Origin of the sequence: Chryseobacterium foetidum, from assembly GCF_025457425.1 — a bacterium.
Taxonomy (GTDB): domain Bacteria; phylum Bacteroidota; class Bacteroidia; order Flavobacteriales; family Weeksellaceae; genus Chryseobacterium; species Chryseobacterium foetidum.
Genome location: NZ_JAMXIA010000001.1, coordinates 3,749,675 through 3,769,954, shown reverse-complemented (window position 1 = coordinate 3,769,954; position 20,280 = coordinate 3,749,675). Strand labels below are relative to the sequence as shown.

Below are 20,280 nucleotides of genomic sequence, written 5' to 3'. Positions count from 1 at the left end.
TTTTTATGCCCTGATATTGCGTAGTTAGTCGTTCAAAAAAGGTGGACAGCAAAGGTCACGTATTTTCTTTTTAAAAAAAAATGTTGCACCTATTGATTATTAAAAAATATATTTGTATGTATAAAAAAGACCATAGCATGATACATACAACTCACTCATTACGAGTACGTTACGGAGAAACCGACCCTATGAAATATGTCTATTATGGCAACTATGCAGAGTATCTGGAAGTTGCAAGAGTGGAGCTCTTCAGAACCATAGGAATTTCTTATGACGAGATTGAAAAAAGAGGAATTTGGCTTCCTGTCTCCGAGTACAATATTAAATACATCAAACCAGCTTTTTATGATGAAGTTTTAACAATTCATACTTTCGTTGAAAAAATTCCCGGGGTAAAAATTGAGTTCAGATATGAAATTTTTAATGCTGAAAATGTAAAAATTACAGATGCCAGAACCACACTTTTCTTTTTGGATTCCCGAACCGGAAAGGTAATCAAATGTCCTGAACTTTTAATGGAATTTATTTTAAAAAACTGGAAGGATTCTGAATAGGTAGTTTCGAAGTTATTTTTTATCAAAAAATAATTAGATTTTAAATCAATTTTTCTAAAATTATCAAAACTAAACATTGCTCCATCCTGTTCATATTCTGATGCAGTAATCAGTAAACCAACAGTGTTGGAGACAACATTATGTCATTATAATTATTATATCTTCAAAATAAATAGATTTTTTATTGCTATTATTTAAAATTTATGTATTTTTATCCTGTTTTTAAACCGAAATAATTTCCGATTATGAAAAAAATTCTATATTCTTTAGTTTTGTTTGCTTCAGTAAGTGTTTTTGCTCAGAAAAATCCTTCCACAAAATTTGCTATTGCTAATGGAAATGTAGGAACTGTTGCTATGTTTGATGCCAACAAACAATATGTACAAAGCGTGAATATGTTTAAAAATTCTGCAGCATTACCTCAGGATTTGAAAAAATTCAGTTTTCTTGCTGAAAACGGTTTGGCTTCTGTAAAATTTAAAAAAGATTACGGAACACTTGATTTCATCAGCCTTGCAGAGCTTAATAAGCAAAACAGTTTGGATGCGGAAACACCTGTTGTAATTGACGGATATGAATTTACGGATACAAAAATCAATATTTTCGCCAATCTGATGGAGAATTCGGAAGTGAAAGATTATAATGGTAAAAAAACGCTTGTGATTACCAGCCCAAAGAAATAAAAAATTGCCATATTAGATATTTTTAGGAAGGACATTCATTTTGAATGTCCTTTTTTAATACTTATCATTCCACTTTTTCTTTAGTTCGTCATAGATTTTCTTTTCCGTGGCATTATTTCCCGGCTCGTAAAACTTTGCATCCTTGATTTCTTCAGGCAGAAAATCCTGATTGACGAAATTTCCGTCAAAGGAATGGGCATATTTATATTCTTTGCCGTAATCCAAATCTTTCATCAGTTTTGTCGGAGCATTTCTTAAATGTAAAGGCACCGGTAGATTTCCGGTTTTCTTCACAAAAGCCAACGCTTCGTTGATCGCCATATAAGCAGAATTACTTTTTGGAGAAACCGCAAGATAAATCGCTGTTTCGCTCAGTAAAATTCGAGCCTCGGGATTTCCGATCACGTTGATTGCCTGAAAACAGTTATTCGCAATAACCAAAGCATTCGGGTTTGCCAGACCAATATCTTCCGAAGCTAAAATCAACATTCTTCTGGCGATGAATTTTATGTCCTCCCCTCCCGCAATCATTCTCGCCAACCAATATACAGCGCCGTTCGGGTCACTTCCGCGCATTGATTTAATGAAGGCCGAAATAATATCATAATGTTGCTCGCCATTTTTATCGTAAAGTGCCATTGTTTCCTGCAAAACAGACATTACATCTTCATTAGAAATTTCCGTAGTATCTGAATTTTTAAACTGATTTAAAACCAGTTCCACAGAATTAATCAGTTTCCTCCCATCACCACCGGAATATTGTATGAACGCTTCCTTTTCTTTAATTATAAAATCAGAATTTTCATCTTTATTAAATCTTGCTGTGGAAATATCAATTAATTCCTCCAGTTTATCATAACTCAAAGCCTTTAAAATATAAACCTGACTTCTTGAAAGCAATGCCGAAACAACCTCGAAACTAGGGTTTTCGGTAGTTGCACCAATCAAAACCACCCAGCCTTTTTCTACTGCATGCAGCAGCGAATCCTGCTGAGATTTATTAAAGCGGTGAATTTCATCAATGAAGAGAATCGGCGATTTTCCAGAAAAAAGATTTTGTTTTTTGGCATCTTCTATCACATCCCGTACATCTTTTACTCCCGAAGAAACTGCCGAAAGTTTGAAGAATTTTCTGCCTGATTTTTCAGAAATAATTTCCGCCAAAGTCGTTTTTCCTGTTCCAGGCGGCCCCCAGAGAATCAATGAATTCAGCGAGTCGTTTTCAAGCATTTTTCTGATCGTTCCTTTTTCTCCCGTCAGGTGCTCCTGCCCCAAAACTTCATCCAGACTTTTGGGTCTTAATCTTTCTGCTAAAGGTGTGTTGTGATTCAAGATTTTTCTATTTGAATTGTATATATTTTCGGAAAGTAAAAAGGAATCGACAAACGAGGTAATTTATCCGGTGAACCACCTGTTTACTGCCCGAAACTTGAAACAAATTTAAACTAAATTTCAATTTTTTACCCTACTTTTGCAATGTTTTGAAAATTTCATTTAATAAAATCATTACGTTTCCTTTGGTAATTCTCATTAGATTTTACCAATGGTTTATTTCGCCATTACTTCCTAAAAACTGCCGATACGAACCAACCTGTTCGCATTATATGGTAGAATCTCTGCAGGTTCACGGGATTTTTAAAGGATTTTGGCTGGGGGCGAAAAGAATTTTAAAATGTCATCCCTGGGGCGGCAGCGGTTACGATCCGGTTCCCCCAAAATGCAACCACTAATGCTAAAAACATTTTTATAATGAATACTATATTCTTTAGAGTTTATCTGATCATCTTTGCGTTTTTTGTTCAGAATATTTTTGCTCAGAATTATCCTGATGGCGTTTCTGATGCCAAACTTATCGTCAACAGTCAGCATGTTCCGGTAAAAGTTTTCACTACAACTGATGCCAAAACATTTGCAGATTTTGCAGGAAAAAATGCTGCAAACAGCTTAATTATCGTCAATAAAGCCAATGTCGAAGGAAAAAACGGTTGGGGAGAATTTTATGACAACGCATTTATGGTTCTTCAGAAAAACGGTTATCAGTTTTTAAATAAAGATTTTAAGCCGGCACAAAATAAAGCTGATTTCAAATATATTTTAAAGTCATCAAAACCTCTCACAGAAGCAGATCAGGTTTCTCTGGAAACAGAGTATAAGATTTGGGATCCTTCTGTAGGAATCAAAATTGGGTCTTTTACTCTTCATTATTACAGTTTAATGTTTGTTTTTGCTTTCGGTTTCGGATATATTTTAATGAAAAAAATATTCGATATCGATCATGTAAATCAGAAATATCTTGATCCGCTTTTTACATGGACGTTAATCGGAACTATTTTGGGTGCAAGATTAGGTCACGTTATCTTTTATCAGCCGGAGCTTTTTAAGGAAGATTTCCTGAGTGTTTTTCTTCCCATCCGAACAAAACCTGAGTTAGAATTCACTGGTTTTTCAGGTTTGGCAAGCCACGGTGCAACAATAATGCTGATTTTCACAACACTTTACTACTCATTTAAAATCATCAAGAAAAATCCGTTTTGGGTGTATGACCGATTGGGGATTGTAGTTTCACTTGGTGGTGCTTTTGTAAGACTAGGAAACTTTTTCAACTCTGAAATCATCGGAAAACAGGTCGATCCAAGCTCTCCTTTAGCTATTCTTTTTCCACAGATGAGCGATGAATACGGTGTAACTGTACCAAGATATCCAGGTCAACTTTTAGAAGCAACTGGCTATGTTTTACTATTTGTTTTACTCTGGTTTTTGTATAGAAAAACCAATAAAAAATACCAACAGGGTTGGTTATTCGGTTTATTCTTCATCATTCTCTGGGCGATCAGATTCTTTGTAGAATTTTTAAAAGAGCCTCAGGGAGACGAATTTATTTCATTCGGTGGTTTAAATACCGGTCAGATTCTTTCCATTCCGTTTATGCTTGCGGGAGTTGCAATTATGATTTATTCTAAGAACAACAGAATCGAGCCTGAAGGAGATAAAACTTTCTAATTAAAAACTTTTTAAATTAATATAAAGTCACAACTTGATTGTGGCTTTTTTATTTAATTCAAGAAATACATTTCCAATTTCATCGATCACATCAGTGGGTTGCATTGCTTCTTTTGAATACTTTTCTGCGGCAAAATCTGCAGCCTTCCCATGAAGCCAAACACCTAAAATTGCAGCTTCCTTGGAAGAATATTTTTGAGCTAAAAGTGAAATTAAAATTCCTGTGAGAATATCGCCACTTCCTCCTTTTGCCAAACCTGAATTTCCTGTAATGTTATAAAAAACTTCACCATTGGGAGTTACAACCTGTGTATGGTGGTCTTTTAAAACAATAATAATCTCAAGTTCTTTCGCTTTTGTTTTGGCTAAATTTAATCTTTCCATTGAATTCTCAGTTTTACCAAAAAGTCTTTCAAATTCTTTGGGATGTGGCGTTATGATTGAGTTTTTAGTAATTAATTTTAAATGATTTTCATCTTTAGAAATAAGATTTAAAGCGTCTGCGTCTAAAACAAGAGGATTTTGAAATGTTTCAAGGAATTTCAGTAAAGCTTTCTCAGTTTCCATTTCAGTTCCTAAACCGGGACCGATTCCATAAACAGAATTTTCCTGATAATCAATTTTATTGATAATTTTTTCGCCACCTTCAATAAACATCGCTTCCGTACAGCTCGTCTGTAATATTTCATAACCACAGTTTGGAGCCAACACAAAAGTTAATCCCGAACCCGTTCTCAAAGCAGATTTGGTAGCCAAAACTGCAGCACCCATTTTACCGTAACTTCCTCCAACGATAATTGATTTTCCGTAAGTTCCTTTGTGAGCAAAATCTTCTCTTGGTTTAAATATTTTAAAAATTACATCATCATCAATCACAAAATCATCAGTTTCGGTTTCATCAGTAAATTCCTTTGATAGATTTATATCCAAAACAACAACTTTTCCTGCAAAAATTCCGGTTTCGGGATGGAGAAAGCTCTTTTTCCAAAACTGGAACGTTAATGTGAAATCTGCTTTAAAGATGACATCGTCTTCGCCATTTAGCTGATCTGGAAACATTCCGGATGGAATATCAACCGCAATTTTAGGATTATTTTTTAAATTTAACTTTTCAATTAAATCCCGATGAATTCCTTCTAAATTTCTCGTCAATCCTGTCCCGAAAAGCGCATCGATCAGAATCGTTTTTTCAAAATTAAATTTATCAGTTTCAGTAAAATCATGAACTGAAATTCCTGAAATATCTTTTAATCTTTTTAAATTAATCAATGCATCATCCGAAAATTTAGAATTTGTTTTATCTATAAAAACATCCACATCAAAACCTTTCAGATAGAGTATTCTTGCAATGGCGAAACCGTCTCCACCATTATTTCCGTTACCACAAAAAATTGCAAAGCGGGTATGATTTTTACAGTTAGAATGGATCCAATCTGCACAACTTTGAGCTGCTCTTTCCATTAAATTGACAGAGGAAACCGGTTCGTTTTCAATCGTGTGCTGATCTGCTTTTCTAATATTTTCGGCTGTAAAAATTTTCATTTGAATTGATTTTTAATAAATTTAACCATAATTATTTAAAATTATTCATCATTCAAATCAAAAAAGTACCCAAAACATTTAATATTATTATTTTTAAATGATACTTTTGTGCAAAACATTTAAAAAATAAAAAATTATGGGATTTGTAAAAGATTTTAAAGATTTTGCTTTCAAAGGAAACGTAGTTGACCTTGCAGTCGGTGTAATTATTGGTGCAGCTTTCAGTGCTATCGTAAAATCATTTGTTGATGATATTATTACGCCACTGTTGCTGAATCCTGCACTGGAAAAGGCTAACGTAAAAAACATTGCAGAACTTTCATGGAACGGTGTGAAGTATGGTAACTTCCTGTCTTCAGTTATCAGTTTCTTAATTGTAGCATTTGTTTTATTTATGCTTATCAAAGGAATTGCAAGCTTAAGTAAAAAAGAGGAAGCTCCTATTGAAGCTCCTGCAGGACCAACTGAAGATCAGAAACTGCTAATGGAAATCAGAGATTTACTGAAAACCAAGAACAACATATAAACCAAGAAACGCCGCAAAATTTGCGGCGTTTTTCTTTATTCATGAAGATTCAAAATTACTGAATCTGTAAAATACTTGTAATCTGCTCTGCCAGAGAAAGGCCAATTCTATCCTGAGCTTCGAGCGTTGAAGCACCTGTGTGAGGTGTTACAGAAATTTTAGAATGTGTAATAATTTCTTTTGAAGGCGTTGGCTCGTTAATGAAAACATCCAAACCTGCAAATCTCACTTTTCCTGAATCTAAAGCTTCAATCAAAGCGGTTTCGTCGATCACACCGCCTCTTGAGCAATTCACGATCGCAACACCGTCTTTCATCAGATCAAACTCAGATTTTCCAATCATAAATCCTTCTTTCTGAGCCGGAACGTGAAGCGTGATAAAATCTGCATGTTTCAGAACTTCAATTAATGGTTCAGTTTCAATTTCAACATTGATGAACTGGTTGTTGTAAAAAGTTACTTTAATGCTCGCTTTTCCCACCATATTATCGGCAGCGATCACTCTCATTCCAAGTCCTAAAGCGATTTTTGCCACTTCCTGACCGATTCTTCCCATCCCGACAATTCCGATGGTCTTTCCTTTTAATTCTATACCTGCAGCGTATGCTTTTTTCAGTGAAGCAAACTCAGTATCTCCTACCAAAGGCATTTTTCTGTTGGAATCCTGCAAAAATCTTGCTCCCGAAAATAAGTGGGCAAAAACCAGTTCAGCCACAGATTCTGATGATGCAGAAGGCGTGTTGATCACATGAATTCCTTTTTCTCTCGCATAGTCTACATCGATATTATCCATTCCTACTCCACCTCTACCGATGATTTCCAGTGACGGACAGTTATCAATAATATCTTTTCTCACCTGTGTTGCACTTCTTACCAAAACCGTACGGATTTTGTGCTCGTTGATATAATCCAGAAGAAATTCCTGAGGAACTTTTGTGGTAATCACTTCAAAGCCTTTTGCTGTTAATGCATCAATTCCGGACTGGTCTAAACCGTCGTTTGCTAAAACTTTCATAACTAACTTAATCTATTTAAAATGTAAAAAGATTTAAAAACCAAAAGAATCTGCAGCATTTTGCCTTTCATTTTAATTTTTAAACCTTCCCTTTGATTTAATCTTCTTTAAAAACTTCGATGGTCACCTGTTTCTCCACCATGTCTGTAAATTTACCTTTGTATCTTGTAGCTCTCACCAAATGATTGTCAATCCAGTGGTAATTTCCGCCTCTTGGTTTACCGCACAAAACGCTGTGGTATTTGAAGCCGTGTTTATCTAACCAATCAATTGTAATCTGCTTTAAATTCTCTGTTCTTGAAGTAAAAAAACAGATCTGATGACCTTCATCGTACCATTTGTTTACTGTTTCCAGTGCATCTGGGAAAGGCTCGCAGGTCACCATTCTTTCCGGCTCTTCGTTGGGAACATCTTCCGTAATTGTTCCGTCGATATCGATCAGATAATTTTTAACTCCGTCTTTCAGAATCGGACTGATATGCTTAATATAATCTAGCTCCATCGTTCAAATTTTTAAAGCGCAAAGTTAAGCATTATTGCTTAAAGACTTATGTTAATCTTAGTTTATGTTAAAATTTTAACAGTAAAAATCTTATAAATAATAGAAACAATCAATTCTATTGCATTTTTCATAAAATAATGAGGGGAATTTTATTTTAAAAAATGCCAATATTTCATAAATATTAAAAATTTTAAACAAATATTTTACGAAATCACGATTAAAACTTAAATTTGTAGGAATGGAAGAAATGGTTGTCTTAGTAAATCCCGAAGATAAAGTTTTAGGTTTAATGGAAAAACAGCAGGCTCATATCAATGGTTTGCTGCACCGTGCTTTTTCGGTTTTCTTATTTAACGAAAACGGCGAAATGCTTTTACAGAAGCGGGCTTCACAGAAATACCATTCACCCAATCAATGGACGAATGCCGTTTGTTCGCACCCAAGAATTGACGAAACTTACCTTGAGGGAGCCAACCGCCGATTGAATGAAGAGCTGGGAATTGAAACTCAACTTTCAGAAAAATTTCATTTTATCTACAAGGCAGACGTCGGAAACGGGCTTTGGGAACATGAACTCGACCATGTTTTTATCGGAAACTACAATTCAGAATTTAATTTAAATAAAAAAGAGGTGGAAGATGTTCGTTACATTTCATTACAAGATTTAGACAAAGAAATTTCTGCAAATCCCGAACAGTTCACCGAATGGTTTAAAATTATTCTTGAAGAATATAAACATCATTTTTAAAAACACACAACGATGAAAAAAACTTTTTTAATTACTGCATTTTTGTTCAGCATTTTTTCGTTTTCACAAAAACTCGGAACAGAACTTTACGAAAGTGAAAATTATTCAATCAAAATGCCCGATTTGTGGAAAGCAACGAACGATGAAGGAATTGTCAATATTTTCCCGACCAATCAGATTGGTGCAATTACCATTTCAGAATATCACGATTTAGATTTGCCCAAAGAGGAAGTAAAGAAATTTATTTTAGTTTTATACAATTCTGCAGACGACGAGAAAAAAGTAAAAAATACAGGCAGTAAAAAAGGATACTCAGAATATCAGTATGATTATTTTGATGAAAAAGAAAGTCTTTTCTGGGTGACGAAAGTGTATCAGAAAAACAAAGATTTGTTTTTGGTAAGCATCAACTGCCAGCAAAAGCACTGGAACGGAAATTACAAAATGCTTTTCAGCGAAGCCTTTGAAAGTTTTAAAATTAAAAAATAAAGTCGAATTCTTTACGGACTTCGCTTTAAAATTATTACAATTAGAACAGAAAATAAATATAAAAATTAAACATGAAAAAAACAGCACTGTACGACAAGCACGTTTCTCTGGGAGCGAAAATAGTACCTTTTGCAGGATTTGATATGCCTGTACAATACTCCGGAGTGACGGAAGAACATTTTGCAGTAAGAGAAAAAGCGGGTTTGTTTGATGTTTCTCACATGGGACAGTTTTTCATCGAAGGTGCAGGTGCAAAAGATCTTTTGCAGTTCGTAACAACCAACAATGTAGACGCCCTTGAAAACGGAAAAGCACAGTACTCTTGCCTTCCTAACGAAAACGGCGGAATCGTAGACGATTTAATCGTTTACAAAATGGAAGACGACAAATATTTTGTAGTTGTAAATGCTTCAAACATCGATAAAGACTGGGATCACATCTCAAAATACAATACTTTCGGGGCAAAAATGACCAATGCTTCAGACGAAATGTCTCTGTTGGCAGTTCAGGGTCCGAAAGCGACCGAAATTCTTCAGAAAATCACAGAAACCAACCTTTCAGAAATTCCTTACTACCATTTTACAGTAGGTTCTGTTGCAGGTGTGAGCGATGTTATTATCTCAAACACTGGTTACACAGGAAGCGGTGGTTTTGAAATTTACTTCAAAAATGATGATGCTGAAAAACTTTGGGATGCCATCATCGAAGCTGGTGCCGAAGAAGGAATTATTCCTTGCGGATTGGCTGCCAGAGACACTTTAAGACTTGAAAAAGGTTTCTGTCTTTACGGAATGGATATCGACGATACAACATCTCCAATCGAAGCCGGATTAGGCTGGATCACAAAATTTGATAAAGATTTTGTTTCTAAAGATACTTTCGCAAAGCAGAAAGAAGAAGGTGTTACCAGAAAATTAGTTGGTTTTGAACTGACAGACAAAGGAGTTCCAAGACACGACTACCCTGTCGTAGACGCAGAAGGAAACGTGATCGGAAAAGTAACTTCAGGAACGCAGTCGCCAATGAAAAAGATCGGTTTGGGAATCGCTTACGTAGACAAGCCTCACTTCAAACTGGGAACTGAAATCTTCATTCAGGTAAGAAACAAAAACATCCCTGCAAAAGTGGTAAAAATGCCATTTGTATAAATGAAACCTATCAAAAACAGTCATTTTATATTTACCGATACCGATGATGGGATAAAAAAAATTTTCCTTCGAGAAAAATTTTTTGAATTTGTATGTTTACTAATTACAGATTATTATGAGAAAGAAATTATTGAAAATGATTTTTATAAATATTTTGTCAATTTATTAAATGATTTAGATGAAGATTATGGCGTGTTTTTTATTGAACATCAAATGCCTACCCATTGGGCGCTAAGCATCATTCAAAATAAGCATACTACAGATAATTTCGATTATGATCAAAGAATGAAAGAAATCTCAACAAAATTTGAGAGAAATAATAATCTAACATCATTTGTTATAGATTACACTGTTCTGACATAAGCAATTAAGTACCCCGCTTATCAGATTTTTCAGACATAGAATAACCGCTTTATCGCAGTGATGAGGCGGTTGTTATTTAGGAGCTTAATCCGGCTATCCGCTGTATCTTTTTTGCGGTGGTCTCCTCTTCGTTCCGTCCACCACAAAAAAGGATGCCGCTTCTATCCGGGCTAGGAGATAATTCCGCTTTTTAACAATGATTTGTAGATTTTCAAAAGATACCTTTTTTCTAATTTCCACAAAAACCTAACGGGTTTTGAAAACCCGTTAGGTTTGAACGTATTGCAGTTTATTTTCCGCAAACTGTTTGAGACTTCCTGCAATCGCATTTTGTTTCCCGCAAACTGTTTGAGACTTCCTGCAATCGCAGTTTATTTCCCGCAAACTGTTTGAGATTTCCGGAGACCTCCGTTTGTTTCCCACAACTTGTTTGAGACTTCCGTAGATCGTCTTTTGTTTCAGGCAAACTGTTTGGAACAAAATATAAGATACTGATAAGAAATACTTGTCGAAAAACCTAACGGGTTTTAAAAACCCGTTAGGTTTGGAAATCTATACAAATGATATCTTTAAAAATTCGGGAATTCTTCACACAAAAAAACCTCATAGGTTTTGAAAACCTGTGAGGTTTGGTTATATCAAAAAATCTTTTTAGATAGATTAATCTGCTCTGAAATAATCTTTCACACTTTGTACAGTCGCTTTTTCGCTGCCTACAAAAATTTCTTTATCTGTAAGGAAAACCGGACGTTTCAAAAAGGTATAATGATCCAGAAGTAATTCTTTATAATCATCTTCAGTCAAAGTTTTTAAATCTATTTCTCTGAGTTTGATCTGAGTAGATTTTTTGCTGAACAAAGCTTCGTAAGATTTTGTATGTTCATACATCGCCTCGATTTCTTCCTTGGTGATGGGCTCTTTTTTGATTTCTCTAAGTTCCCATTCTTTAAGATTAAACTGTCCTATAATTTTTCTGCAAGTGTCACATGTATTAAGATAAAATACTTTTTTCATTGAGAGTTTTACATTTCTAATGGTTAAATGAAAACCCCTTCAGTTTTCAATCTGCAAAAATAGGATTTAATATGCCGTTTTAAGAATTATTAAATACCTTTAGTAAAAATTTATGATAAATGGAGAATAAACCAGTGACTTTTCAGTTTATTTCTGAACCATCAGACGTCAATTACGGAGGAAATGTACACGGAGGAAGTGTAATGAAGTGGATCGATCAGGCTGGATATGCCTGCGCAACAACATGGAGCGGAAATTACTCTGTAACCGTATATGTCGGCGGGATCCGCTTTTATGAACCTATCAAGATTGGTGAAATTGTAAAGGTCGAGGCTCAGGTCATTTACACCGGTTCGTCAAGCATGCATATTTCAATCAATGTTTTTTCAAGGAATTTAAAGCAACCCACTTTCGATAAGAAAACACACTGCATCATTGTGTTTGTGGCCGTTGACGAAAACGGCAAAAAACTTCCCGTTCCTCGATGGATTCCCGAAACAGACGAGGAAAAGCAACAGGAAAAATACGCAAAACGCCTGATGGAACTGAGAACGCAGATTGAAGATGAGATGAAACCTTTCCTTTAAAACAGTATGAATCGCAAAGATTTTTTAGCACTTTCATCATTGGGATTTCTCGGAATTTCATGTGGGGTTTCCAAACCAAATCCTGTGACGAAGGCTTTGGCTATACAGTTATACACTGTTCGTCATTCGATTTCAAAAAATTTAGAAGAGACATTTGAGCGGCTTGCAAAACTGGGATTTACTGATTTTGAAATTTATGGTTACAACGGAACTTTTTTCGGAAAAACTGCGAAAGAATTCAGTCAGATCTTAAAAAACAATGGTTTAAAAGTAATCAGTTCTCACCACCGCACAGGAATGACGGATAAAGAAAACGGAACTTTGCTTAACAATTGGGAAAAGACTTTAAAAGATTTGAATTTTATCGGAGCGAAATATGCCGTCTGCTCCTATCTTCCCGAAGCCGAAAGAAGTCTGGAATCTTACCGCAAACTCCCTGAAGTATTAGAAAATGCAGGAAAAATTTCAAAACAAAACGGAATTCAACTCGCCTATCACAACCACGATTTTGAATTTCTGAAAATGGATGAAAAGCGAAATTTCTATGATTTCATTCTGGAAAACACATCTTCAGATCTTGTAAAAATGGAACTCGATTTATACTGGATTTCAAAGGCCGGACTTGATCCTTTGGTCTATTTTGAGAAGTATCCCAAGCGGTTTCCGCTGTGGCATGTGAAAGACATGAAAGCCGGAACAAAAGATTTTGCAGAAGTCGGCAGTGGAACAATTGACTTTGAAAGAATTTTTAAGTTTAAAGAAAAAGCTGGCCTGGAACATTGGTTTGTAGAGCAGGATTCGAGTGATAAAGATATTTTTGAGAGTATTGAGATGAGCAAAAAGTATATTGAAGAAAATAAGTTTTTCTATAAATAAATCTTGCTAAACTATTACACAAAACAAAACCCCTTCAGTTGCCTGAAAGGGTTTTATAATATTATAAACTGAAAAATTATCTTGCGATATTTACAGCTCTTGTCTCTCTGATTACTGTTACTCTCACTTGCCCAGGATAGGTCAATTCATTCTGAATTTTCTCTGAGATGTCGTAAGAAAGCTGTGCAGATTGCTCGTCGTTCACTCTTCCGCTTTCTACCATTACTCTCAGTTCTCTACCTGCCTGAATGGCGTACGCTGAAGAAACTCCTTCAAAACTTAAAGCTGCTGCTTCGAGATCTTTCAGTCTTTGGATATAAGATTCCAAAACCTGACGTCTTGCTCCCGGTCTTGCTCCTGAAATTGCATCGGCAACCTGAATGATTGGTGATAACAATGAAGTCATTTCCACCTCGTCGTGGTGAGCTCCAATTGCATTTACCACTTCTGGATTTTCTCCGTATTTTTCAGCCCACTGCATACCTAAAAGTGCGTGAGGAAGTTCAGATTCCTGCTCAGGAACTTTTCCGATATCGTGAAGAAGTCCGGCTCTTTTCGCCATTTTTACATTTAAGCCTAATTCTGCAGCCATCGTTGCAGCGATGTTCGCTACTTCTCTTGAGTGCTGAAGAAGGTTTTGTCCGTAAGACGAACGGTATTTCATTCTACCAACGATTTTTACCAATTCAGGGTGTAAACCGTGAATTCCTAAATCAATAATGGTTCTTTTACCTACTTCAATGATTTCTTCTTCGATCATCTTTTTGGTTTTTTCTACTACTTCCTCGATTCTTGCCGGGTGAATTCTACCGTCTGTTACCAGTCTGTGTAGGGAAAGTCTTGCGATTTCTCTTCTTACTGGGTCAAAACATGAAAGAAGAATAGCTTCCGGAGTATCATCAACGATGATTTCAACACCGGTCATCGCTTCCAATGCACGGATGTTTCTACCTTCTCTACCGATAATTCTACCTTTTACTTCATCAGATTCGATATTGAAAACAGATACTGAATTTTCTATCGCCTGCTCCGTCCCAATTCTCTGAATAGTCTGGATAACAATTTTTCTCGCCTCACTTTTTGCATTCAGCTGAGCTTCTTCCATAATGCCCTGAACGTGTGCCTGAGCTCTGGTTTTTGCTTCTGCTTTTAAAGTTTCTACCAATTCAGCTTTGGCTTCATCAGCAGTATAGTTTGAAATTTTTTCAAGCATCTCAATTTTCCTGGCTGTTGCAGTGTCGAGATCCTGTTGTTTCTTTTCAATGATTTCATTCTTTTTGGCGTAATCAGCAATCTGTCTGTCCAGATCTTTTTCTAATTTTCCTGCTTTGCTGAGCTCGTCATTGAGTTTGTTTTCTTTGTCTTTGGTGCGTTTTTCAGCTTCCTGCATTTTCTTTTCACGTGTCTGAATGTCTGCGTCATGCTGAGATTTTAATTCTAAAAACTTTTCTTTTGCCTGTAGATGTTTATCTTTTTTTATAGATTCTGCCTGTAAACTGGCTTTTTCAAGAAGATTATCTGCATTTTTCTTGGCATCATCGATGATGAATTTTGCTTTGGTATTAAGTGAGCTTTTGGAAAATAACATTCCTGCCACTGCACCGACTATCAGGCAAATAACGCTTATTATAATAGCGGTTGTTGTCATATATATATTGAGTTTAATTGTCTTTTAAAAATAAAAAAAGCCTACAACAATTCAGAGATTTAGAGTAAACTCCATATCTTCACGATTTGTTCTGATTTCTTCTCTCTGTAATCTGCGTAAAGCAGCACGCCATTGAAAAGACATTCGAACGTTAATTGTTTAGCGTTGAGTTTACCTTAATGTGTTAGAATCATTGTAGGCAGTTTGTTTGGGAAAAAAAATCTATTTCCCGGTTTCTCCCAGCATCTGATTAATGTTTGCTAATCTTTCGCTGGCAGATTTTATATTTTTTTCGTTGGCAAGAGACACCATTTCTGCGTTGGTACCCAGTTTTAAGGCACACATAGCTAACGCATCCTGTTTATCTCTTACGTCAAAATTCTGTTCAAAATCCTTAATCATATTTTCGATCTGCTTCCCCACTTTTCTCAGTGTTTCTTCTTCAGCTGCGGGTACATTCAGCGGATATACTCTTCCGGCAATGTTGATGGTTATTCTTCTTACATCCATTACAATCCACTGTTTTGAAGCTGTGCAATACAAAAGTCTACTTCTTTTACCAATCTGTTGATGTGGTTTTTCATAAGTCTGTTGTGTTCAGGATTTCCTGATATTGCTGAATACAATTTTATATTTTTCTGTTCTTCTGCTAAGACCTGATTTTTTTTCCTTTCCTCGTCATATTTCTTCTTCAACTCGGTATGCTCTCTGTTTAAATCTGAAAAATTTTCTGAAAGATTCTGATAACTTTTATGAAGATTCTGAATCTTTTTTTCCAGTTCCGAAAATTGATTTTCTAATTCTTGAAGCATTTCAGGTTGATATTCTAACTTCTCACAAAAATAGGAAAATAATGGTACGAACAAAAATAAAAACCATGATATTTAGGTTTAAAACAAAAAAAGGAGACACATTTCTGTATCTCCTTTATTATCATTTAATTAAATTATTCAAATTTAAGAACAAACATTACCGCTCTTGTCTGAAGTGTTGATACTGCGGCAGACCAGTAAGGAGGTGTAGACGCATTATCAGCAACCATTTCGTTGTTCATGAAGAATGTACCTCTCACCGCCGGAGTCAATTTAAATTTATTGAAATAGAACTGAACTCCAAATTCCGCAGACCATGCAAAGTTATGCGTTGTAGATCTGAAGACCTGCTGAAGGTTATCTTCCGTAGAGTCTGAGTTAGACTGTAAATTAACAATGTAGTTTACACCAGCAGCAATGTACGGTCTTGAGTTGTACCATCTGTCACCGTGAAGTTCCAATAATACAGGAACGTCTACCAAAGTAGATTTAATCTGTCTGTGCGTATCTTTTTCAGAAAGACCCAATGGAGCGAAAGGAGGATTCGTTAAAGTTCCGTTCTGATACTGATCATTAGACTGTGTATTGAAAACAACTTCTCTCTGACCAAACTGTAACCCCGGTTCCATTCTCAGATCAAGATTGTCGTTGATTCTAAGTTTTCCGATAAGCCCGGCACCAAAGCTGTAACTTGGTTTTGATGTTACAAGGTTTCTGTTACCATCCATACCGTATCTCGGGTTCAGATTGATGTGATAATCCATCATGTTACCATTAAGATAGAATCCCCAGCTGACCTTTTGCTGATCAAAACTTTCCAACTTATCCATCCTGTTACGGGTTCTGAATTGTGCATCTGCAAAAACTGCGATATTTACGGAGGCAAAAACCAGTGCTTTTAATAAAAATTTATTCATAGGTTACTTTGTTGCTTTATAAATTGTGGCTATACCTAAACTTAGTTTTTTATATTCAACTTTTTTAAATCCTGTATCTAAAAGAATCTGCTTCATCTTTTCCCCAAACGGGAAAGCATTCACAGAATCTGGAAGGTAGGTGTAAGCTCTGTTGTCTTTAGAAACCAGCCTGCCGATTGCAGGTAAAATGTTTTTGAAATAAAACATATAAAACGGTCCTAAAAAACCTTCCACCTTAGAAAATTCAAGTATGTAAATACTTTTGTTTTCTTTCACCACTCTTCTCAGCTCAGACAAACCTTTATTCAGGTTTTCAAAATTTCTTACACCAAACGCAACCGACACTGCATCAAACCTGTTATCCTCAAAAGGAAGGTTCTCAGCATCTCCTTTCTGCATGGAAATTTTGCCGTCTAATTTAAGTTTTTTTATTTTAATAACGCCAACATTTAACATTTGTTGCGATAAATCTAAACCTACTACTTTTGCCTGCGTACCTTTTTCAACTGCGATTGCAAGATCGCCTGTTCCGGTAGCTACATCCAGAACTTCCTGTGGAGCATCTTTTTTCATCCAGTTGACCAGAGTATTTCTCCAAAGCACATCAATTTTCATTGAGAGAACGTGATTTAAAAGATCATATTTAGGAGCGATATTATCAAACATATCCTCCACCTGGCTTTTTTTCGTTGCCTCAGAGTTGTAAGGCGTTACATTATTGATATCTTTTGTCAAAACTTGTAATATTCGTTATAATAATTGAGATAATCCTGCTTTCTGAAAATCTTAGTGCGGGATTCTACCTTTTGAATGTTCTTGATCAGCCTGTCATATTCTTCATCTACATTGTAATAAAAATCTTCTGTGTACAATTTATTAAAATGTTTAGCTCCGCCATAATACATTTTGCCGTCAATCACAGTCTTATCAAGTGCCAAAAGTAAGGAATCTTTCTTTAGGTTGTACCCATAATATTGTTCATTGATGTAATAATCCTGATGAGCAAGATTTATCATCCCTCTCAGTTTATTTACTTCGAAGGCAGAATCGTAAAGTAATTTTTTATTCTGATCATAAACTTTGATATTGTTTTTACCCTTTTCAAGGTCGATAGAGACGGTTTGTCCGGCAGAGATTATGCCCTCACCTTTATTATTTATCTTATAGTAAAATGTTTTGGGAGTGGGATTATCTACCACGTAATAATTTTTCTTGGCAAGAAAGAAGAAATAAATCCCAAAGGCTCCCACAAACGCCACCAATGCAATCAAAAGACCTTTTAAAGAAGGATTGTTTTTCATAAGTATGTAAAGTAGAATTTTTGCAAATTTAATAATAATTTTAATTCTTTCTTATTAATATTAATTATTAACTTTGCAACCTTAAAAAAATTGTATAAAAATGCCTAATACGATCATCATTGGCTCAGGATCTTATCTACCAAACAGAATTGTAGGACGAGATTTTTTCTTAAATTCTGAATTTTATGCCGAAGACGGCCAGAAAATCGACAAGCCAGCCGAAGAAACCATTTCAAAATTTGTAGAAATCACAGAAATTGAAAACCGAAGGTTTATAGAAGATGATCTTTCCAACTCAAAAATTGGTTACGAAGCAGCTAAAAAAGCAATTGAAGATGCAAAAATTGACCCCGAAACTCTTGACTATATTATTTATGCAAGTAATTTTGGTGAAGTTACAGTACACGGTTATTCAGACTTTATGCCAAATATGGCTGCAAGAGTGAAAAACCAGCTGGGCATTAAAAACAGAAAATGCATCACTTACGATATGATGTTCGGCTGCCCAGGATGGGTTGAAGCTATGATTTTAGCAGATCATTTTATTAAAGCAGGTGTTGCTAAAAATATTCTTGTTATCGGTGGTGAAACTTTAAGCAGAGTTACCGATCCGCACGACAGAAACAGAATGATTTTCGCAGACGGAGCCGGTGCAGTAGTTGTAACAGCTACAGAGCAGGAAAATGTAGGAATTATTGCCCACAATACCATCTGTGACAACGGTCCTGAATTAAATTATCTTGCCAACGGACCTTCCATCAACAAAGATGCAGAGCAAAGCAGACTTTACGTGAGAATGCAGGGAAGAAAAATTTACGAATATGCCCTAAAGAACGTTCCCGCAGCAATAAAAGAAACGATTGAAGACGCTAATCTTTCTATTGAAGATATCGACAAGATTCTAATTCATCAGGCGAATGCAAAAATGGATTATGCCATGATCGAAAGACTTCACAAATTATATGACATAAAGGAATACAACCACTCTATTTCTCCGATGACCATTCAGGAGTTTGGAAATTCGTCTGTCGCAACAATTCCTACCATGTTTGATCTAATAGTTAAAGGAAAAATGGAGGGTCATTCGTTTCAGGAAAAAGGTAACATTGTGATGACTTCGGTAGGTGCCGGGATGAACATCAATGCTATCGTTTACAGATTCCCTTAAAATTTTATTTAAATTAAAAATATAAAGCACAAAGGATGTCTCTTTTGTGCTTTTTTTAAACGTTATGCAGAAGAATTTTTTAATCATCACCGCCATTTTCCTTCTACTGGAAGTCTATATTTATCAAGCTGTACGAACGCTTACTGATAATTTCTGGATCAGGCTTGGATATTGGGCAATTACACTTGCAGTTTACGGATTGTTTGCTTACGAACTCACCAATATATCCCGTGCAGACAAAGATCCTACCCGACTTCATCTCACTGTTTCACTGTTTTTAATATTTATTTTACCTAAAATTTTTGTCGTACTGTTTCTTCTCGTTGACGATATTTTCCGTACAGGAACTTATTTTTTCAATTTTACAAGACCAGGCGATCATTTCTTTCCGGAAAGAAGAAAATTCCTGAGTCTTGTTGGGTTAGGTCTTGGCGGAGCATTTTCGGCTTTGTTCATAGACGGAATTACATTTGGAAAATTCAGACATAAAGTAAGAAAAGTTAAAATTAAAATTCCCGGACTTGGAAAAAATTTTAAAGGCTATAAAATTATTCAGATTTCCGATGTTCACAGCGGTAGTTTTCCCAATCCTGAAAAACTGCAGCATGCGATTGATTTGATTAATGAGCAAAAGCCTGATTTGGTATTATTTACGGGAGATATGGTAAATAATGTAGCGGAAGAGTTCAAACCATTCATTCCATTATTTTCAAAAATCAAAGCGAAAGACGGTAAGTTGGCGACACTGGGAAATCACGATTATGGCGATTACGTAACGTGGAAATCCCCACAAGCCAAAATTGACAATCTTGAAACGCTGATTGATTATGAAAGACAGGCCGGTTTTGAAAATTTGAGAAATGAGCATCGCATAATCGATAGAAACGGAGAAAAACTGTATATTTTAGGCATTGAAAACTGGGGTCTGAAGCCATTTCCGCAATACGGAGATTTAGATAAAGCTTTAAAAAACATTCCTGAATCCGCTCCAAAAATATTAATGAGCCATGACCCTTCCCATTTCGATGCAATCGTTAAAAAACATCCAGGAAATGTGCACTTAACACTTTCTGGTCATACGCATGGAATGCAGTTTGGCTTGGATTTGAAAAATGTAAAATGGTCGCCTGTGCAGTACAAATACCCGAAATGGGCCGATTTGTATGAAAGCGAAGGAAAATTATTGTACGTGAACAGAGGTTTTGGAGTTTTAGCATATCCGGGAAGAGTTGGTGTGTTGCCGGAAATTACGCTTTTTGAACTCTCTTAGCTTTTTAATTTGAAATTTGAAGTTTTAAGTTTGAAATTTGAGTAAGTCGCTGTGATGGCTGTAGAAAAAAGGTTGTTGCGAATCTCGAAACCCGTAAAACGAATCTCGTAACCCCTA

General features: G+C 35.6%; 24 protein-coding genes. 13 read left to right on the top strand and 11 right to left on the bottom strand.

From position 1 onward, the window contains the following. Positions 1-137: 137 nt before the first annotated feature. Both NG809_RS17390 and NG809_RS17385 read left to right on the top strand, forming a co-directional pair. A complete protein-coding gene (locus NG809_RS17390) occupies positions 138-554 on the top strand; it encodes an acyl-CoA thioesterase (RefSeq protein ID WP_262152538.1) in 417 nt (138 codons plus the stop codon). Positions 555-799: 245 nt separating this feature from the next. After that, positions 800-1,237, top strand: coding sequence for a hypothetical protein (locus tag NG809_RS17385; RefSeq protein WP_262152537.1), 438 nt, complete (start codon positions 800-802; stop codon positions 1,235-1,237). A gap of 54 nt (positions 1,238-1,291) precedes the next feature. Here the strand turns inward: NG809_RS17385 and NG809_RS17380 are convergent, their stop codons facing one another. Beyond that, a complete protein-coding gene (locus NG809_RS17380; RefSeq protein WP_262152536.1) occupies positions 1,292-2,569 on the bottom strand; it encodes a replication-associated recombination protein A in 1,278 nt (425 codons plus the stop codon). Between the two features lie 149 nt (positions 2,570-2,718). Here NG809_RS17380 and yidD point away from each other — a divergent pair, with 149 nt between their 5' ends. Both yidD and lgt read left to right on the top strand, forming a co-directional pair. Continuing rightward, positions 2,719-2,967: a membrane protein insertion efficiency factor YidD gene (gene yidD, locus NG809_RS17375; protein ID WP_262152535.1), complete on the top strand. Its 249-nt coding sequence runs from the start codon at positions 2,719-2,721 to the stop codon at positions 2,965-2,967. Between the two features lie 406 nt (positions 2,968-3,373). Beyond that, positions 3,374-4,237 carry a prolipoprotein diacylglyceryl transferase gene (lgt, locus tag NG809_RS17370; protein WP_263011336.1) on the top strand — a complete coding sequence of 288 codons (864 nt, stop codon included), beginning with the start codon at positions 3,374-3,376 and terminating at the stop codon, positions 4,235-4,237. A 27-nt stretch (positions 4,238-4,264) separates the two neighbouring features. Here lgt and NG809_RS17365 read toward each other — a convergent pair whose 3' ends face one another. Next, a complete protein-coding gene (locus NG809_RS17365) occupies positions 4,265-5,779 on the bottom strand; it encodes an NAD(P)H-hydrate dehydratase (RefSeq protein ID WP_262152534.1) in 1,515 nt (504 codons plus the stop codon). A 136-nt stretch (positions 5,780-5,915) separates the two neighbouring features. On the opposite strand from NG809_RS17365, the gene mscL reads away from it, so the two are divergent. After that, on the top strand, positions 5,916-6,305 hold the full coding sequence (gene mscL / locus NG809_RS17360) for a large conductance mechanosensitive channel protein MscL (protein WP_262152533.1): 390 nt from the start codon (positions 5,916-5,918) through the stop codon (positions 6,303-6,305). 55 nt (positions 6,306-6,360) lie between these two features. On the opposite strand, the gene NG809_RS17355 is transcribed toward mscL, so the two are convergent. Together NG809_RS17355 and NG809_RS17350 are read right to left on the bottom strand one after the other, a co-directional pair. Continuing rightward, positions 6,361-7,320, bottom strand: a complete 960-nt coding sequence (locus tag NG809_RS17355; RefSeq protein WP_262152532.1) for a D-2-hydroxyacid dehydrogenase — start codon at positions 7,318-7,320, stop codon at positions 6,361-6,363. A 97-nt stretch (positions 7,321-7,417) separates the two neighbouring features. Beyond that, on the bottom strand, positions 7,418-7,822 hold the full coding sequence (locus tag NG809_RS17350) for an LNS2 domain-containing protein (protein WP_262152531.1): 405 nt from the start codon (positions 7,820-7,822) through the stop codon (positions 7,418-7,420). Between the two features lie 238 nt (positions 7,823-8,060). Here NG809_RS17350 and idi point away from each other — a divergent pair, with 238 nt between their 5' ends. From idi to NG809_RS17330, 4 genes are all read left to right on the top strand, one after another. After that, entirely contained in the window at positions 8,061-8,570 is a 510-nt protein-coding gene (idi, locus tag NG809_RS17345) for an isopentenyl-diphosphate Delta-isomerase (RefSeq protein WP_262152530.1), read from the top strand. Between the two features lie 12 nt (positions 8,571-8,582). Then, positions 8,583-9,059, top strand: a complete 477-nt coding sequence (locus NG809_RS17340) for a hypothetical protein (RefSeq protein ID WP_262152529.1) — start codon at positions 8,583-8,585, stop codon at positions 9,057-9,059. A gap of 71 nt (positions 9,060-9,130) precedes the next feature. Further along, the gene (gene gcvT / locus NG809_RS17335; protein WP_262152528.1) at positions 9,131-10,207 is read left to right on the top strand and encodes a glycine cleavage system aminomethyltransferase GcvT; all 1,077 of its coding nucleotides are present in this window, start codon (positions 9,131-9,133) and stop codon (positions 10,205-10,207) included. Then, entirely contained in the window at positions 10,208-10,570 is a 363-nt protein-coding gene (locus NG809_RS17330) for a hypothetical protein (RefSeq protein WP_262152527.1), read from the top strand. Between the two features lie 660 nt (positions 10,571-11,230). On the opposite strand, the gene NG809_RS17325 is transcribed toward NG809_RS17330, so the two are convergent. After that, positions 11,231-11,584: an arsenate reductase family protein gene (locus tag NG809_RS17325; RefSeq protein ID WP_056030611.1), complete on the bottom strand. Its 354-nt coding sequence runs from the start codon at positions 11,582-11,584 to the stop codon at positions 11,231-11,233. Positions 11,585-11,703: 119 nt separating this feature from the next. Between NG809_RS17325 and NG809_RS17320 the strand changes: the two genes are divergently transcribed. Both NG809_RS17320 and NG809_RS17315 read left to right on the top strand, forming a co-directional pair. Further along, positions 11,704-12,171 carry an acyl-CoA thioesterase gene (locus NG809_RS17320; RefSeq protein WP_056078951.1) on the top strand — a complete coding sequence of 156 codons (468 nt, stop codon included), beginning with the start codon at positions 11,704-11,706 and terminating at the stop codon, positions 12,169-12,171. A 6-nt stretch (positions 12,172-12,177) separates the two neighbouring features. Then, positions 12,178-13,047, top strand: a complete 870-nt coding sequence (locus NG809_RS17315) for a sugar phosphate isomerase/epimerase family protein (protein WP_262152526.1) — start codon at positions 12,178-12,180, stop codon at positions 13,045-13,047. 76 nt (positions 13,048-13,123) lie between these two features. On the opposite strand, the gene rny is transcribed toward NG809_RS17315, so the two are convergent. From rny to NG809_RS17285, 6 genes are all read right to left on the bottom strand, one after another. After that, positions 13,124-14,695 carry a ribonuclease Y gene (gene rny / locus NG809_RS17310; RefSeq protein ID WP_262152525.1) on the bottom strand — a complete coding sequence of 524 codons (1,572 nt, stop codon included), beginning with the start codon at positions 14,693-14,695 and terminating at the stop codon, positions 13,124-13,126. Positions 14,696-14,917: 222 nt separating this feature from the next. Further along, positions 14,918-15,205, bottom strand: a complete 288-nt coding sequence (locus tag NG809_RS17305) for a cell division protein ZapA (protein ID WP_262152524.1) — start codon at positions 15,203-15,205, stop codon at positions 14,918-14,920. Further along, on the bottom strand, positions 15,205-15,507 hold the full coding sequence (locus NG809_RS17300) for a hypothetical protein (protein WP_262152523.1): 303 nt from the start codon (positions 15,505-15,507) through the stop codon (positions 15,205-15,207). Before NG809_RS17300 ends, NG809_RS17305 begins: the two co-directional genes overlap by 1 nt. Before the next feature lie 134 nt (positions 15,508-15,641). Beyond that, positions 15,642-16,424 carry a type IX secretion/gliding motility protein PorT/SprT gene (gene porT / locus NG809_RS17295; RefSeq protein WP_262152522.1) on the bottom strand — a complete coding sequence of 261 codons (783 nt, stop codon included), beginning with the start codon at positions 16,422-16,424 and terminating at the stop codon, positions 15,642-15,644. Positions 16,425-16,427: 3 nt separating this feature from the next. Then, positions 16,428-17,159, bottom strand: coding sequence for a bifunctional demethylmenaquinone methyltransferase/2-methoxy-6-polyprenyl-1,4-benzoquinol methylase UbiE (gene ubiE, locus NG809_RS17290; protein WP_262152521.1), 732 nt, complete (start codon positions 17,157-17,159; stop codon positions 16,428-16,430). After that, positions 17,156-17,725, bottom strand: coding sequence for a FixH family protein (locus NG809_RS17285; RefSeq protein WP_262152520.1), 570 nt, complete (start codon positions 17,723-17,725; stop codon positions 17,156-17,158). The genes ubiE and NG809_RS17285 overlap by 4 nt, the downstream gene beginning before the upstream one ends. Before the next feature lie 100 nt (positions 17,726-17,825). Here NG809_RS17285 and NG809_RS17280 point away from each other — a divergent pair, with 100 nt between their 5' ends. Both NG809_RS17280 and NG809_RS17275 read left to right on the top strand, forming a co-directional pair. Beyond that, positions 17,826-18,893 carry a 3-oxoacyl-ACP synthase III family protein gene (locus tag NG809_RS17280; protein ID WP_262152519.1) on the top strand — a complete coding sequence of 356 codons (1,068 nt, stop codon included), beginning with the start codon at positions 17,826-17,828 and terminating at the stop codon, positions 18,891-18,893. 64 nt (positions 18,894-18,957) lie between these two features. Continuing rightward, positions 18,958-20,163 carry a metallophosphoesterase gene (locus NG809_RS17275; RefSeq protein ID WP_262152518.1) on the top strand — a complete coding sequence of 402 codons (1,206 nt, stop codon included), beginning with the start codon at positions 18,958-18,960 and terminating at the stop codon, positions 20,161-20,163. Positions 20,164-20,280 lie beyond the last annotated feature (117 nt).